Annotated in this window: 14 protein-coding genes; 10 read left to right on the top strand and 4 right to left on the bottom strand. The window is 73.3% G+C overall.

The window, feature by feature from the left end; genetic code table 11:
• Positions 1–3: 3 nt before the first annotated feature.
• Both MKK53_RS10715 and MKK53_RS10710 read right to left on the bottom strand, forming a co-directional pair.
• Entirely contained in the window at positions 4–1,263 is a 1,260-nt protein-coding gene (locus tag MKK53_RS10715) for a glycosyltransferase (protein ID WP_243928681.1), read from the bottom strand.
• The gene (locus MKK53_RS10710) at positions 1,260–2,495 is read right to left on the bottom strand and encodes a glycosyltransferase family protein (protein ID WP_243928680.1); all 1,236 of its coding nucleotides are present in this window, start codon (positions 2,493–2,495) and stop codon (positions 1,260–1,262) included. The genes MKK53_RS10715 and MKK53_RS10710 overlap by 4 nt, the downstream gene beginning before the upstream one ends.
• Positions 2,496–2,787: 292 nt before the next feature.
• Between MKK53_RS10710 and MKK53_RS10705 the strand changes: the two genes are divergently transcribed.
• Positions 2,788–4,053: a glycosyltransferase family 87 protein gene (locus MKK53_RS10705; protein ID WP_243928679.1), complete on the top strand. Its 1,266-nt coding sequence runs from the start codon at positions 2,788–2,790 to the stop codon at positions 4,051–4,053.
• On the opposite strand, the gene MKK53_RS10700 is transcribed toward MKK53_RS10705, so the two are convergent.
• Positions 4,013–4,873: a carotenoid 1,2-hydratase gene (locus tag MKK53_RS10700; RefSeq protein ID WP_243928678.1), complete on the bottom strand. Its 861-nt coding sequence runs from the start codon at positions 4,871–4,873 to the stop codon at positions 4,013–4,015. The two genes, MKK53_RS10705 and MKK53_RS10700, sit on opposite strands and share 41 nt — an antisense overlap.
• A complete protein-coding gene (gene crtD, locus MKK53_RS10695; RefSeq protein ID WP_243928677.1) occupies positions 4,870–6,405 on the bottom strand; it encodes a 1-hydroxycarotenoid 3,4-desaturase CrtD in 1,536 nt (511 codons plus the stop codon). The genes MKK53_RS10700 and crtD overlap by 4 nt, the downstream gene beginning before the upstream one ends.
• A gap of 100 nt (positions 6,406–6,505) precedes the next feature.
• On the opposite strand from crtD, the gene MKK53_RS10690 reads away from it, so the two are divergent.
• The 9 genes from MKK53_RS10690 to pufA all read left to right on the top strand — a co-directional run bounded on the left by MKK53_RS10690 (position 6,506) and on the right by pufA (position 14,393).
• Positions 6,506–7,375, top strand: coding sequence for a polyprenyl synthetase family protein (locus tag MKK53_RS10690; RefSeq protein WP_243928750.1), 870 nt, complete (start codon positions 6,506–6,508; stop codon positions 7,373–7,375).
• Between the two features lie 29 nt (positions 7,376–7,404).
• The gene (locus MKK53_RS10685) at positions 7,405–8,523 is read left to right on the top strand and encodes an acetylserotonin O-methyltransferase (protein ID WP_243928676.1); all 1,119 of its coding nucleotides are present in this window, start codon (positions 7,405–7,407) and stop codon (positions 8,521–8,523) included.
• A 99-nt stretch (positions 8,524–8,622) separates the two neighbouring features.
• Positions 8,623–9,561, top strand: a complete 939-nt coding sequence (gene bchC / locus MKK53_RS10680; RefSeq protein WP_243928675.1) for a chlorophyll synthesis pathway protein BchC — start codon at positions 8,623–8,625, stop codon at positions 9,559–9,561.
• On the top strand, positions 9,558–10,562 hold the full coding sequence (locus tag MKK53_RS10675) for a chlorophyllide a reductase iron protein subunit X (RefSeq protein WP_243928674.1): 1,005 nt from the start codon (positions 9,558–9,560) through the stop codon (positions 10,560–10,562). Before bchC ends, MKK53_RS10675 begins: the two co-directional genes overlap by 4 nt.
• Before the next feature lie 5 nt (positions 10,563–10,567).
• On the top strand, positions 10,568–12,097 hold the full coding sequence (bchY, locus tag MKK53_RS10670) for a chlorophyllide a reductase subunit Y (RefSeq protein WP_243928673.1): 1,530 nt from the start codon (positions 10,568–10,570) through the stop codon (positions 12,095–12,097).
• Entirely contained in the window at positions 12,097–13,563 is a 1,467-nt protein-coding gene (gene bchZ, locus MKK53_RS10665) for a chlorophyllide a reductase subunit Z (protein WP_243928672.1), read from the top strand. Before bchY ends, bchZ begins: the two co-directional genes overlap by 1 nt.
• Positions 13,564–13,591: 28 nt before the next feature.
• On the top strand, positions 13,592–13,813 hold the full coding sequence (locus MKK53_RS10660; RefSeq protein ID WP_243928671.1) for a hypothetical protein: 222 nt from the start codon (positions 13,592–13,594) through the stop codon (positions 13,811–13,813).
• A gap of 144 nt (positions 13,814–13,957) precedes the next feature.
• Positions 13,958–14,194 carry a light-harvesting antenna LH1, beta subunit gene (gene pufB / locus MKK53_RS10655; RefSeq protein WP_238204760.1) on the top strand — a complete coding sequence of 79 codons (237 nt, stop codon included), beginning with the start codon at positions 13,958–13,960 and terminating at the stop codon, positions 14,192–14,194.
• A 10-nt stretch (positions 14,195–14,204) separates the two neighbouring features.
• A complete protein-coding gene (gene pufA, locus MKK53_RS10650; RefSeq protein WP_243928670.1) occupies positions 14,205–14,393 on the top strand; it encodes a light-harvesting antenna LH1, alpha subunit in 189 nt (62 codons plus the stop codon).
• Positions 14,394–14,447: the final 54 nt, after the last annotated feature.

The following is a 14,447-nucleotide window of genomic DNA, read 5'->3' as shown; positions in this document are numbered from 1 at the left end:
TCCTCACGCCGCCTCCTCCCGCAGGGGGAGGGCGAGGCCCGCCGAGGCGGCGAGGCTTCCGGCGATGAGGGCGATGCCGGAGGCCTCCGAGAAATCCTGCACCAGCCGGTGGCGGGCGGCCTGCCCGAGACGGCGGCGCAGGTCGGGGTCGGCGGCGAGGGTCCGGAGGGCGTCGCCCAGGGCCTCCGGGTCGCCCGGCGGGACGAGGACGCCGTGCACCCCGTCGGCGATGAATTCCGGCGTCCCCGCGAAGGCGGTGGCGAGGATCGGCAGGTCCTGGCTCGCGGCCTCCATGAGGACGTTGGGCAGCCCGTCCCGGTCTCCCCCCGCGGCGGGCTTGGTGGGCAGGACGAAGAGGTCCGCCCCGCGCATGGCGGCGACGATCTCCGGCTGCGGCAGGGCGCCGTGGAAGGCGATGCGGTCGGCCAGGCCCCGCTCCCGGGCGAGCCGTTCCAGGGCCGGGCGCAGCTCGCCGCCGCCGATCAGGTCGAGCCGCCAGTGCAGGCCGTCGGGGAGGGTGGCCAGGGCCGCGAACAGGTCGTCGTGCCCCTTCTTCGACACCAGCCGCGCCACGCAGAGGAGCCGGAGGGGCGCACCCGGCTCCCGCCCGTCGCGGGGCGGGCGGGCGGGGGGCGGGGCGGGGAAGCGGGCGAGGTCGAGGCCGTGATATGCGAGCCGGGTGCGGCCGGGGGCGAGGGCGTCGAGGCGCGCGAGCCCGTCGCGGGTGCAGGTGACGCCCCAACTCGCCCCGGCGAGCTTCTCGGCCAGCTCCCAGGCGGGCGTCGTCCAGATGTCCTTGGCGTGGGCGGAGAAGCTCCAGCTCCGGCCGCCGAGCAGGGCGGCGTAGCGGGCGACGCTCGCGGGCGTGTGCAGGAAATGCACATGCAGGTGGGCGACCGCCGGCCCCGCCTCCCGGGCGAGGACGAGGGCTTGGCCCAGGCGGCGCAGGCGGGAGGCGGTCGGGTCGCGCCGCAGGTCCCGGAGGAAGGTGCCGATCAGCCGGGGGAACCGTGCCTGCCGGCAGGCCCAGGCGAGCCCGCGCAGGACCCTCCGGGGATCGTCGCGCAGGTATTCCGGCAGGTAGGAGACCGGCGCGGCGATGGCGTCGTGCATCGGGTGGCGGAACCGGTCGGTCGGCCGGCGCAGGGACCAGATGTCGAGGGCGAGCCCGCGCCGTTCGAGGGCCAGGATCTCCTGGGCGATGAAGGTCTCCGACAGCCGCGGGTAGCCCTTCAGCACCACGGCGATGCGCCGGCCCGTCACGAGATCGCCCGGCAGGGCAGGGCAGGCTGCGCGGTCGACAGGGCGCGCACCCGGCCCACCACGGCGTCGAGCCCGTCGAGCAGGCCCGGCACCACGACGCGCGAGGGCTCCGGTTGGCCCGGCAGGGCGCGCAACGCCGCCGCCATCCGGGCCGGCGCCCGCCCGTCCTCCTCCAGCAGCACCCGGACGAGGCCGAGCCGTTCGGCGGCCAGCGCCCGGATCGCCTGTTCCCGGCGGGGTTCGGTGCGGGGCACCAGCACGGCCGGGCGATCGAAGGACAGGATCTCGCAGAAGGTGTTGTAGCCGCCCATGGCGACGACCCCCGCCGCCTTGCGCATCAGGAACTCGATCTCGCTGTCGAAGGTGATGGCGGCGACGCGCCCCCCGAGGGCGGCGATGCGCCGGTCGAACCCCCCGCGGAGGGCGGGGTCGAGGAACGGCCCGAAGGCCACGAGGCAGGGCAGGGGAAGGCCGGGATCGGCCTCGTAGGCGGCGATCACCCAGTCGATCAGCCCCGCCCCGTCCCCGCCGCCGCCCGGCGTGGCGAGGAGGAACGGCCCCGCGGCCATGGCCACCTCCCGGCGGTGGGCGCGTGCCTCCGGCACCTCGCGCCGGAGGTAGCCGGTATAGATCAGCCGGTCGCCGATCCGCGCGGCGATGTCCGGCGGCAGGGCCAGCCCGGCCAGGGGCTCGTGGATGTGGCCGAGCCCGTAGACCCAGATCTCGTGGTAGAAGCGGTCCATCGCCTCCACCGCCCCCTTGCGCTCCCATTCGGGGGCGAGGCGGTCGGCCTCGTCGAGGACGTCGCGCAGGCCGAGCACCAGCTTCGTGCCCCGGGCGGCCTCCCGCTCCAGCACCGGCAGCATCTCGCCGTGGAACCCGGCGGGCTCCTTGTCCACGATCACGATGTGCGGGCGGAAGCCCTCCGCCGTCCGCACGATCGCCGCCGTGCGGTCGGCCACCGTGCGCACGAGCGGCGTGGCCGCGGCGCTGGCATAGCTCCCGTCGGTGAGCTTCGTCACAGAAGGCAGGCGCACGGCGCGGACCCCGGGGGCGAAGGCGTAGCGATCCACCACCGGGGACCCGGAGACGATCACCGCTTGCGCGCCGGGAGAGGCGGCGACCACGGCGTGGGCGATCGCCCGCGAGCGGCGGAGATGGCCGAGGCCGAAGGTGTCGTGGCTGTAGATCAGCACGCGCAGGGCGGACGGCGCATCGCCCGGCACCGTCACGGGCGTCCCCGCGCAGGTTCCCCCGGCGAGGGCGGTGTTCCGCGGCGGACCTGTCCCGACGATGACCCCATTCCCCCGCCCGGTGGGGCGCGCCGTGACACGCGCACCCGCGACGACCATTGCAGCCACGACCGGACCGCACAAGGGTGCCGGCGCCTCCTTTCCCACCGTTAACGGCACCGGAACCGTTGGCCCCTACGCTCCCCGCAGCTTCGGCCCGGATCGCGCAACCCTCGCCCTGCGGGGGCGCCGCCGGAAGGGCCCGTCCCGTCCTCCGTCGCCGGCACCGCCCATGCACGTTACCGCCACGCCTGCCGGCCGGGACCGATTCGGCGGCCTGCGGGCGGATTTCGCCGACATCGTCCTCAACGATGCCCGGCTCCTGGCCTTCGGCCGCCGGGCGGCGCTGTTCCTTGTGCCGCTGGTGCTGGCGATCATCGTCGTCCTGTTCGGGACCGGGCCGGAGCCGCGGCGCAACTGGTACGGCGATTTCCTCGGCAACGACTTCGCGCAGGTCTGGGTGGCGGGCCGGGCCGCCCTGGAGGGCCGGGGCGCCGAGCCCTACGACCTCGCCCGCCACCTCGCGAACCTCAGGGACGCGTTCGGCCCGGAATGCCGGTTCGCGTGGCACTACCCGCCTGTGTTCCTGCTCCCGGCGGCGGCGATGGCGTGGTTCGACCCGCAGGCGGGCTACCTCGTCTGGTGCGCGCTCTCGGCCGCGCTGTTCCTGCTCGCGGTGCGGGCGGCGGCGGGGCGGATGGACATCGCCTTCATCGCCTTCGCCCACCCCCTGGTGTTCTGCAACCTGTCCTATGGGCAGAACGGCCTGTTCACGGCGGGGCTGATGACCCTCGGCTTGGTCGCCCTCGACCGCCATCCCCGGCTGGCGGGCCTGTGCTTCGGGCTCCTCGCCTACAAGCCGCAATTCGCGGCGCTGGCGCCGCTGCTGCTCATCGCCACCGGGCGGCTGACGGCGCTGGCCGCCTGCGCCGCCACGGTGCTCGCCGCCTGCCTCGCCTCGCTCGCCCTGTTCGGGGTCGCGCCGTGGCTCGGCTTCCTCCACTCCCTCGGCGAGACCAACCGGATCATCCTGCAGAACGCCGCGGCGGGCCTCGACCTCAACGCCAGCGCCTTCGGGGCGGTCCGCCTCGCGGGGGGCTCCACCGCCCTGGCCTGGGCCCTCCAGATCACCGTCACCCTGGCGGCCCTGGCCTTCGTCTGGCGGGTGTGGCGGGGCGGGGCCTGTCCGGAGATCCGCGCCGCCGCCTTCCTGGCCGCGGCGCCGCTGATGTCGCCCTACGTGCCGATCTACGACCTCGCGCCCCTGGTGCCCGCGACGGTGTTCCTGGGGCTCGCGGCCCGGAAGGCCGGGGGGTTCGCGGGCCACGAGCGGGTCCTCCTCGCCGTCAGCCCCCTGGCCGCCCTCCTGCGGGTCGGGGCGGGGGCGACGGGGTTCTCCTTCGGCCTCGCCCTGGCGCTCGCGACCTTCGGCTGCGTCGCGTGGCGGGCGCAGCGCGTCACCCGCCCAGCGGCCGCGGGATCCGGAACGGCAGCATGAGGCGCACCAGCGGGTTGCGGAACCGGTCCAGCGACAGGCTCTCGTGGACCGCGCGGACGGGCTCGCCGCTCAAGGTCGAGGCGAGGAGCGAGCGCGAATAGAACGGCGTATCCTCGAAGGTGGTGATCACCCGCGCCCGGCCGTCGTCGCTGCGGGTCTCGCGGGGCATCCGCCAGAAGCCCGTGGGCGGCAGGGCGGCCGGGAGCGGCGGGCGGATGTCCCGGCGGGTGCCGTCGAAGGCGAAGCCGAGGCTGAGGTTGCGCCCGCCGCCCACGCGGTGCTTCACGTCGTAGAGGATCGCCGCCCCGTCCGGCAGCTCGGCCCGGCACCAGGTCCAGCGGGTGAAGGCGTCCTCCAGCGGCTCGTCGCCGTCGTTGGTGTCGAAGTAGCCGCTGCCCTGCCAGGAGAGGCCCGGCTCGCTGAGGGAGACCTCCACCCGGGAGGATGGCGCCATCGGCCACCAGCGGTGCCGGCCGCCGGCATCGAGGTGGAACGGCCCCGCCGTGATCCCCGAGGGCCGCAGCCGGATCGTCCCGCGGACCCGCCGGGGCAGGGGGGAGCCGCGTTCGTCGATGCGGATCGTCAGCTCGGTCCCGTCCCATTCCATGGCGCTCGGGCCGATGGCGATGTGGTCGGCCCCGCGCGACAGGCTGGCGGCCTTGCGCTCCGTCATGGCGAAGCGGCCGGGCCGGCCGTACAGCACGACGTTCATCGCGCAGTGGTCGAACGGGTCCTTGTCCCGGCTCCAGGCGTAGTAGGGCGAGAACACGCTGCCGATGAAGGCGATGACGGTCAGGCCGTGGGCCCCGTCGTCGCTCACCGCATCGACGTACCACCACGCGTAGCCGTTGCGCCCGACGGGCCCGTCGAACCGAGGTCGGCGAGGATCGCCTGCGCCGCGAGCCTCCCCGATTGCGCCGCCATCGGCACGCCCGGCCCCGGATGGACCGAGCCCCCCGCGAGGTAGAGCCCCGGCACCTTCGTGCGTGCCCCGGGCCGCTTGAAGGTCGCCGCCCACCCCTGCGACGCCCGCCCGTAGAGGGCTCCCTGGCTCCCTGGGAACAGGCCCGCGAACTGGTCCGGCGTGGTCACCGTGGCCGTCGATTCCCGCGTCAGGGACAGGCCGCAGGCGTGCAGCCGCGCCTTCAGGTTGCTCTCGCATCGGGCGATCTCCGTGGCAGGCAGGGGGCGCTCCGAGCCGTCGGCCGGAGCGTTGACGAGCATCAGCAGGCGCTCGGGCCCGCCGGAGAAGGCGCCGTCGGCGCTCCGGTCCTGCGCGCAGATGTAGACCGTCGGATCCGCGGGGAGGCGGCGGTCGCGCAGGATCGTGTCGAACTCGGCGCGGTAGTCGCGGGAGAAGAACACCGTGTGGTGGGCCAGCGGGAACCCCGCCGTCTCGGCCTTCACGCAGACGGTCACCGCCGAGAGCGACCGCTCCCCCCGGGCGATCCGGTCCCCGGCCGCCGCCGCCGCCCGTCCGAGCAGCCCCGCCCCGAGGCCCGCCACGTCGCCGTTGCAGACCACCACCTCGGCCGGGATGCGCCCGCCGCCCGCCAGCCGCACGCCCGTGACCCTGCCGGAGGCGATCTCGATCTCCTCCACATGGGTGCCGTAGCCGATCTCCGCCCCGTGCTCGACGGCGAGGTCGGCCAGGGCGGCGGCGAGGGTGCTGAGTCCGCCCTGGACGGTCCAGACGCCCGCCTGCTCCACATGGGCGACCAGCATCAGCGTCGCCGGGGCGGTGAAGGGCGAGGCGCCGCAATAGGTGGCGTAGCGCCCGAAGAGCTGCAGCAGACGGGGGTCGTGGAAATACTCCTTCAGCGCCGACCACAGGGTCGCGAAGGGCTGGATGCGCCACAGGTCGCCGATGCCCGACAGGCCGACCCGCTTGGCGAGGCCGGTCGGGCCCGTCTGCCCGGCCCGGATGAAGGGGCCTTCGAGGGTCCGGTACACCTCGGCGGCTCGGGCGCAGAACCGCCGGTAGCCGTCGGCCTCCCGGGCGCCCGCGAAAGCGTGGATCGCCGCCGCCGAGGCGTCGATGTCGGCGAAGAGGTCGAGGCGCTCGTCCCGGCTCCAGGCGTGGCGGGCGAGGAGGCCGGCCTCCCGCAGAGAGACCCGCTCCTCCAGCCGCGCGCCGCATTCCGCCAGTAGCTCGTCGAACACCCAGCGCATGGTGAAGACGGTGGGCCCGGCCTCGATGCGGGTGCCCTCGACGGCCACCGAACGCATCTTGCCGCCCGGCGCCTCGGCCCGCTCCACCACCGTCACCGGCAGGCCCGCCCGGGCGAGCCGGAGCGCCGCGGCGAGGCCGCCGATTCCAGCTCCGATCACGACGACGCGGGGTGTCGACACGGTTGCGGAACCTCCCTCGACGGGATTGATCTTGTCGCCCCCAAGTGTCAATTATAAGTGACACATGGCGATGGCAAGCTGCCATGACAGGGAGGGCGGCATGGAGCCCGGTTCGCGAATTGAAACGGCCCTGGACAGGGCTGTCGCCTACGCGGAAGCGCCCGGTGCGCCTCCCCTGCTCGCGGAGGCGATGCGCTACGCGGTCTTCCCCGGCGGGCACCGCATCCGCCCGCGCCTGTGCCTCTCGGTGGCCCGGGCCTGCGGCGACGACGATCCCCTGGGGGCCGATTCGGCCGCGGCGGCGATCGAGCTCCTGCACTGCGCCTCCCTGGTCCACGACGACCTGCCCTGCTTCGACGACGCGCCGATGCGGCGCGAGAAGGACACGGTCCACGTCGCCTACGGTGCGCCCATCGCCGTGCTGACCGGCGACGCGCTGATCGTGCTGGCCTTCGAGACCCTGGCCCGCGGGGCGTGGCGGTATCCGCGGCGGCTCGCCCGGCTCGTCGGCCTCCTCGGCCGGGCGGCGGGCTCGCCCATGGGCATCGCCGCCGGGCAGGCCTGGGAATCGGAAGCCCATGTCGACCTCAGCGCCTACCAGCAGGCCAAGACCGGCGCCCTGTTCGCCGCGGCGACGGTGGCCGGTGCGGCGGCGGCGGGTGCCGACCCGGAGCCGTGGCGGCGCCTGGGCGAGGCCCTGGGCGAGGCCTATCAGGTGGCCGACGACCTGCGGGACGTCGCCTGCCGCCAGGAGGAGATCGGCAAGCCCGCAGGGCGCGACGCCACCCTCGGGCGCCCCAACGCGGCGGCGCTCCTCGGCACGGGCGGCGCCCTCGACCGGCTCGCCCGGCTGACCCACGAAGCGGTGGCGGCGGTGCCGGACTGCCCCGGCGCGGCGCGCCTGACCGCCGAGATCGAGGCGCAGGCCCGGCTTTTCCTGCCGGCGAGCCTGCGGCCGGTGTCGGCCTGAGCCGGGGCGCCGCCCTGTCCGATCCCCCGGTGGCCAAGCCGGGCTCGCTCCCCGACCGATGGCTCGCCCTGCGCAACCGCCTCGTGGCGAGCCCCCGCTTCCAGCGCTGGGCGGCGGGCTTCCCGCTGACCCGGCGCATCGCCCGGCGCAACACCCGCGGCCTGTTCGACCTCTGCGCCGGGTTCGTCTACGCGCAGGTGCTCACCGCCTGCATCCGGCTCGACCTGTTCCGCATCCTGGCCGAGGGCCCGGCGACGGGCGATGCCCTCGCCCCGCGCCTCGGCCTCGCCCCCGACAGGGCCCGGACGCTGCTCTTCGCCGCGCGCTCCCTCGGCCTGATTCGGGACGTCTCCGGCGGGCGGTTCGCCCTGGCCGATCTCGGGGCGGCCCTGGTCGGCAATCCCGGCATCGCCGCCATGGTCGAGCACCACGCCCTGCTCTACGCCGACTTGGCCGACCCGGTCGCCCTGCTGAAGCGAGGCGGGGAGCGGACGAACCTGTCCGCCTACTGGCCCTACGCGGAGGGCGCCCCGGTGGCGGCGGGCGAGGCCGCCCCCTACGGCGCCCTGATGGGCGCGTCCCAGGCGATGATCGCGGAGGATATCCTCGACGCCTGCGACCCCTCCCGCTCCAGCCACTGGATGGATGTCGGGGGCGGGGAGGGGGCCTTTCTCGAAGCCGCCGCGCCGCGCCTTCCCGGCCGCCGACTCACCCTGTTCGACCTGCCCGCCGTGGCGGAGCGGGCGCGCCTGCGCCTCTGCCAAGCCGGCCTCGGCGACCGAATCGCCTGCCGGGGCGGCGATTTCCACGCCGGGCTTCCGCCGGGGGCCGACACCCTCTCCCTCGTGCGGGTGATCCACGACCACGACGACGGGCCGGCGCAGGCCCTGCTGGCGGCCGCCCACGCGGCCCTCGCCCCGGGCGGCCGGTTGATCCTCGCCGAGCCCATGGCCGGGACGCCGGGCGCGGAGCCGGTGGGCGACGCGTATTTCGGCTTCTACCTGCTGGCGATGGGGTCGGGCCGTCCGCGGACCTTCGCCGAGCTGGCGCGGATGGCGCGGGACGCCGGATTCGCCTCCGTGCGGGAGCATGCGACGCGCCGTCCGCTTCTCGCCCGGGTGCTCGTCGCACACAAAACTGGCATCTGACTGTTAAGACCGGTTGACGCCAGAATGTGTCTATCTAGAATGACACTTCTGGTGCCCGCCCCTGCGGTGCTCCCAACGAGTCGGGCGGAAATTCCAGTCATGGACGCTCTCGCCGTCATCCTCGAACAACCGGAAAGGCTGGCGCTGCGGCGCCTGACCCTGACCGGCGCGGGTGCGGGCGACGCCGTGGTCGAGGTGGCCTGGAGCGGGATCAGCACCGGGACCGAGCGCCTGCTCTGGTCGGGCCGGATGCCGGACTTCCCGGGCATGGGGTATCCGCTGGTGCCGGGCTACGAGACCGTCGGCCAGGTCGCCGAGGCGCCCGCCGGTTCGTCGGTCCGGGTCGGCCAATGGGTCTTCGTCCCCGGTGCCCGCTGCTTCGGCCCGGTGCGCGGCCTGTTCGGCGGTGCGGCGTCCCACCTCGTCACCCCTGCCGAAAAGCTCCTGCCGGTCGATGCCGGGCTCGGCGAGCGCGCCTGCCTCATGGCCCTGGCCGCCACCGCCCACCGGGCGGCGGGCGGGATCGCCGCCGGGGAGCGTCCCCTCGTGGTCGGGCACGGGGTGCTGGGCCGGCTCATCGCCCGCATCGCGGTGGCGATGGGCGCCGAGCCGACCGTGTGGGAGACGGATGCCGCCCGCCGGGACGGTGCCGCGGGCTACCCCGCCGTGTCGCCCGAGGGCGATCCGCGCCGGGACTATGCCCGCATCGTCGACGCCAGCGGCGACGCCTCCGGCCTCGACGGGCTGATCGCACGTCTCGCCCCCGGCGGCGAGATCGTGTTGGCGGGCTTCTACGAGGCGCCGCTCTACTTCGCCTTCCCGCCGGCCTTCATGCGGGAAGCGCGCATCCGCATCTCCGCCGAGTTCCGCGCAGACGACCTTGCGGCAGTCACTCGCCTCATCGAGGCGGGGCGCCTGTCCCTCGACGGCCTGATCACCCACCGCGCGCCCGCCGCGCGGGCCGAGGAGGCTTACCGGACGGCCTTCGCCGATCCGGCCTGCCTCAAGATGGTCCTCGATTGGAGGGATGCCGCATGAACGTCCAGCTGAACAAGGCTGCCCTGTCCCAGGCGACGCAGCTGCGCGCCGAGGCCGCCATCGAGCCGGATGCGGTCTCCACCGCCCCCGCGAAGAAAGAGACGCAGATCATCGCGATCTACGGCAAGGGCGGCATCGGCAAGTCGTTCACGCTCGCCAACCTCAGCTACATGATGGCCCAGCAGGGCAAGAAGGTCCTGCTGATCGGCTGCGATCCCAAGAGCGACACCACCTCCCTGCTGTTCGGCGGCAAGGCCTGCCCGACCATCATCGAGACCTCCACCATCAAGAAGCTCGCCGGGGAGCAGGTCGCCATCGGCGACGTGTGCTTCAAGCGCGACGGCGTCTACGCCATGGAGCTGGGCGGGCCGGAGGTCGGGCGCGGCTGCGGCGGCCGGGGCATCATCCACGGCTTCGAATTGCTGGAGAAGCTCGGCTTCCACGACTGGGGCTTCGACTTCGTCCTGCTCGACTTCCTCGGCGACGTGGTCTGCGGCGGCTTCGGCCTGCCGATCGCCCGGGACATGTGCCAGAAGGTCATCGTCGTCGGCTCGAACGACCTGCAATCGCTCTACGTCGCCAACAACGTCTGCTCGGCGGTGGAGTATTTCCGCAAGCTCGGCGGCAATGTCGGCGTGGGCGGCCTCGTCATCAACAAGGACGACGGCACCGGCGAGGCGCAGGCCTTCGCGCAAGCCGCCGGCATCCCGGTGCTCGCCTCGATCCCGGCCGACGACGACATCCGCAGGAAGAGCGCGAATTACGAGATCATCGGCCGCCCGGACGGCCGCTGGGGCGACCTGTTCTCCGAACTCGCCGCCAACGTGGCGAGCGCGGAGCCCCACCGCCCGACGCCGTTGACCCAGGACGGGCTCCTCGGCCTGTTCTCCAGCGAGACCACCGGTCGCGACGTGGTGCTGGTGCCGGCGACCCAAGAGGACATGTGCGGCGTCGCGCATGTGACCAAGCCGTCCCTCGAAGTCGTCTACGACGAGGTCTGACGCGCATGGCCGTCTCCCTCGACATCGCCGATCTGCGGGCCCGCAAGGCGGCCCCCGCCATCGACCTCGCCGCCACCAAGGGCGACGGGCTCGGCTGCCACGCCGGCAAGGACGCGATGCGGGAGGCCGCGGAGGCGGCCGGGATGTCGGAGACCCTGGCGCAGCTGCGCGAGGATTACCCGCAGGGCCCCCACGACCAGCCGCAGAGCATGTGCCCGGCCTTCGGGTCGCTGCGGGTGGGGCTGCGGATGCGCCGGACGGCGACGATCCTCTCCGGCAGCGCCTGCTGCGTCTACGGGCTGACCTTCACCTCGCATTTCTACGGGGCGCGCCGGAGCGTCGGCTACGTGCCGTTCAACTCCGAGACCCTCGTCACCGGCAAGCTGTTCGAGGACATCCGCGAGGCGGTCTACGCCACCGCCAAGCCCGAGGATTACGACGCCGTCGTCGTCATCAACCTCTGCGTGCCGACCGCCTCGGGCGTGCCGCTGCGACTCCTACCGAAGGAGATCGACGGGGTGCGCGTCATCGGCATCGACGTGCCGGGCTTCGGCGTGCCGACCCATGCCGAGGCCAAGGACGTGCTGGCCGGGGCCATGCTGAAGGTCGCCCGCGCCGAGGCCGAGCACGGCCCCGTCCAGGCGCCGAAGGGCGGCCGGTCCGAGCGCCCGGCGGTGGCTCTGCTCGGTGAGATGTTCCCCGCCGACCCGATGGTGATCGGCAGCCTGCTCGCCCCGCTCGGCCTCGCGGCGGGTCCGGTGGTGCCGACACGGGAATGGCGCGAGTTGTACGGCGCCCTCGATTGTTCGGTCGTGGCGGCGATCCACCCGTTCTACACGGCCACCATCCGCGAGTTCGAGGCCGCGGGCCGGCCCATCGTGGGTTCGGCACCGGTCGGCGTCGAGGGCACGGCCGCATGGCTGGAGCGGATCGGCGCGTCCTGCAACGTGTCCGCGCAGACCCTCGACACGGCCAAGGCCGGGATCCTCGCGGGGATCCGTGGCGCCCTGTCGGCCGCGCCGATCAAGGGGCGGATCACCCTCTCCGGCTACGAGGGCTCGGAGCTTCTGGTGGCGCGGCTGCTCATCGAGAGCGGCGCCGAGGTGCCCTACGTCGGCACCGCCTGCCCGCGCACCCCCTGGTCCGAGGCGGACCGGGATTGGCTGGAGGCCCATGGCTGCGAGGTGCGCTACCGGGCATCGCTCGAGGACGACCTCTACGCCTTCGCACATTTCCGGCCCGACCTCGCCATCGGCACCACCCCCGTGGTGCAGAAGGCCAAGGAGAACGCCACCCCGGCGCTGTACTTCACCAACCTGATCTCGGCCCGCCCGCTGATGGGCGCGGCCGGCGCCGGATCGCTCGCCACGGTGATCAACGCGGCACTGGGCAACCGGCCGCGCTTCGAGGCCATGCGCGACTTCTTCGAGGGCGTCGGCACCGGCCACGCCGCGGGCGTCTGGCAGGAGGTGCCGCAGAAGAAGCAGGCACCCAAGGCCGAGGGTCCCAAGAAGCCGATCGGGGAGATGGCATAATGCTGATCCTCGATCACGACAGGGCCGGCGGATACTGGGGCGCGGTCTACGTCTTCACGGCGATCAAGGGCCTCCAGGTGGTCATCGACGGCCCGGTGGGCTGCGAGAACCTGCCCGTCACCTCGGTGCTGCACTACACCGATGCGCTGCCGCCGCACGAACTCCCCATCGTCGTGACGGGGCTGGCGGAGGAAGAACTCGGCCGCCACGGCACCGAGGGCGCCATGAAGCGCGCCCATGCCACCCTCGACCCCGGCCTGCCGAGCGTGGTGGTCACCGGCTCCATCGCCGAGATGATCGGCGGCGGCGTCACCCCCGAGGGCACCGGCCTGCAGCGCTTCCTGCCGCGCACCATCGATGAGGACCAGTGGCAGGCCGCCGACCGGGCGATCACTTGGCTCTGGCAGGAATACGGGGCGCGGAAGTTCGCCAAGAAGGGCATTTCGGCCCGCCCCGCCCGCAAGGACGGCGAGAAGCCCCGGGTGAACCTGATCGGCCCGGCCTACGGCACGTTCAACATGCCGAGCGACCTCGCCGAGATCCGCCGTCTCGTGGAGGGCATCGGCGCCGAGGTGAACCTCACCTTCCCGCTGGGCTCGCACCTCGCGGACGTGCCCAAGCTCGTCAACGCGGATGCCAACATCTGCCTCTACCGGGAATTCGGCCGCGGCCTCTGCGAGGCCCTGGAACGCCCGTATCTCCAGGCGCCCATCGGCGTGCTCTCCACCACCAAGTTCCTCCGGGCGCTGGGCAAGATCCTCGGGATCGACCCCGAGCCGTTCATCGAGCGGGAGCGCCACACCACGATCAAGCCGATCTGGGACCTGTGGCGCTCGGTGACGCAGGACTTCTTCGGCACGGCGAGCTTCGGCATCGTCGCCACCGACACCTACGCCAGGGGCGTCCGCCACTTCCTCGAAGAGGAGATGGGCCTGCCCTGCCACTTCGCCTTCGGCCGCTCCGCCGGGCTCAAGCCCGACAACGCGAAGGTGAAGGACGCCATCGCCAAGAATCCGCCGCTGGTGCTGTTCGGCTCGTTCAACGAGCGGATGTACCTCGCGGAGGCCGGCGGCCGGGCGACCTACGTGCCGGCCTCGTTCCCCGGGGCCATCATCCGCCGGCACACCGGCACGCCGTTCATGGGCTACGCCGGGGCGACCTACCTCGTGCAGGAAGTCTGCAACGCCCTGTTCGACACGCTCTTCCACATCCTGCCGCTCGCCCGCGACATGGACAAGGTCGAGCCGACGCCGGCCCGCAGCCACCGGGAACTGCCCTGGGATGCGCCGGCCCTCGCCGCCCTGGACCGCGCCGTCGAGGCGCAGCCCGTCCTCGCCCGGATTTCCGCCGCCAAGCGCCTGCGCGACGCGGCCGAGCGCGCCGCCCGCACGGCTGGCGCCGACACCGTTGCCGCCGGCCATGTGACCGGCGCGCGAACCGAACTCAGCGCGGGAGTCTCCGCATGAGCCGCCTTCCACAAGAGGAGACCTGAGGATGCGTACGATGGCCCCGACCGCGCGCCTGCATCAGGAGGAACTCCAGTTCCGGCTGATCCTGGCCGCCACCTACCCCTTCTTCCTCGCCGCCGCCGCCCTCGGGCGGATGGCGCCGGGCCGCGCGCCCGCCCGCGCCGGCCTGCCGGCGCCGCACCGTTCGGTGTTCGGCGAGGCCCGGGCGATGGCCGTCCAGGCCATCCCCTTCGCCTTCATGGGCTGAGGGCCCTCCGGGCAGAACCCCTTCCGGCCTCCGGGCCTGACACGAGACGCTTCCGTCCGGTGACGCGGGGGAAGTGAGGCCGCGTGCTCCGCGGCAGCACCCGTCGTGCCGAGAGGCGCGGCCAATTCACGGAGGTCTTAAACCATGGCTGGTGGACCCATCACGACAGAAAGACCGAGCAGCCTTTCAGGGCTGACGGAACCGGAGGCCAAGGAGTTCCATGCGATCTTCCTGACGAGCTTCCTCATCTTCACGGCGATCGCCGTGGTCGCCCACATCCTCGTCTGGCTGTGGCGCCCGTGGCTCCCTGGACCGCAGGGCTACGCTTCCCTCGAAGGCGTGACCGATACGGCCCGCGCCCTCGTCTCGATGATCGGCTGAGGAGGATCGAATGCACAAGGTTTGGTTGCTGTTCGATCCGCGGCGCACGTTGGTGGCCCTGTTCACCTTCCTCTTCATCCTCGCGCTGCTGATCCACTTCATCCTGCTCTCGACCGACCGGTTCAACTGGCTGGAAGGTCCGAAGGCCAACAAGGCGGCGAACGCCATCACGCTCGTCCTGCCGGTCATGCCGGCCTGACGACAGGACACGGGGGGGCGGCCTGCTGCAGGCTGCCGCCCCTCCGATTGCCGA

Origin of the sequence: Methylobacterium sp. J-076, from assembly GCF_022829405.1 — a bacterium.
GTDB lineage: Bacteria > Pseudomonadota > Alphaproteobacteria > Rhizobiales > Beijerinckiaceae > Methylobacterium.
Note: the sequence above shows the minus strand (reverse complement) of the source record. Positions and strands in the feature narration are given on the sequence as shown.

Bases quoted from the DNA above. Each gene is read 5' to 3' on its own strand.
- bchZ (WP_243928672.1), top strand. From the start codon at position 12,097: ATGCTGATCCTCGATCACGACAGGGCCGGCGGATACTGGGGCGCGGTC.
- bchC (WP_243928675.1), top strand. From the start codon at position 8,623: ATGGACGCTCTCGCCGTCATCCTCGAACAACCGGAAAGGCTGGCGCTG.
- bchY (WP_243928673.1), top strand. From the start codon at position 10,568: ATGGCCGTCTCCCTCGACATCGCCGATCTGCGGGCCCGCAAGGCGGCC.
- MKK53_RS10660 (WP_243928671.1), top strand. From the start codon at position 13,592: ATGCGTACGATGGCCCCGACCGCGCGCCTGCATCAGGAGGAACTCCAG.
- MKK53_RS10675 (WP_243928674.1), top strand. From the start codon at position 9,558: ATGAACGTCCAGCTGAACAAGGCTGCCCTGTCCCAGGCGACGCAGCTG.
- pufA (WP_243928670.1), top strand. From the start codon at position 14,205: ATGCACAAGGTTTGGTTGCTGTTCGATCCGCGGCGCACGTTGGTGGCC.
- MKK53_RS10705 (WP_243928679.1), top strand. From the start codon at position 2,788: ATGCACGTTACCGCCACGCCTGCCGGCCGGGACCGATTCGGCGGCCTG.
- MKK53_RS10690 (WP_243928750.1), top strand. From the start codon at position 6,506: ATGGAGCCCGGTTCGCGAATTGAAACGGCCCTGGACAGGGCTGTCGCC.
- pufB (WP_238204760.1), top strand. From the start codon at position 13,958: ATGGCTGGTGGACCCATCACGACAGAAAGACCGAGCAGCCTTTCAGGG.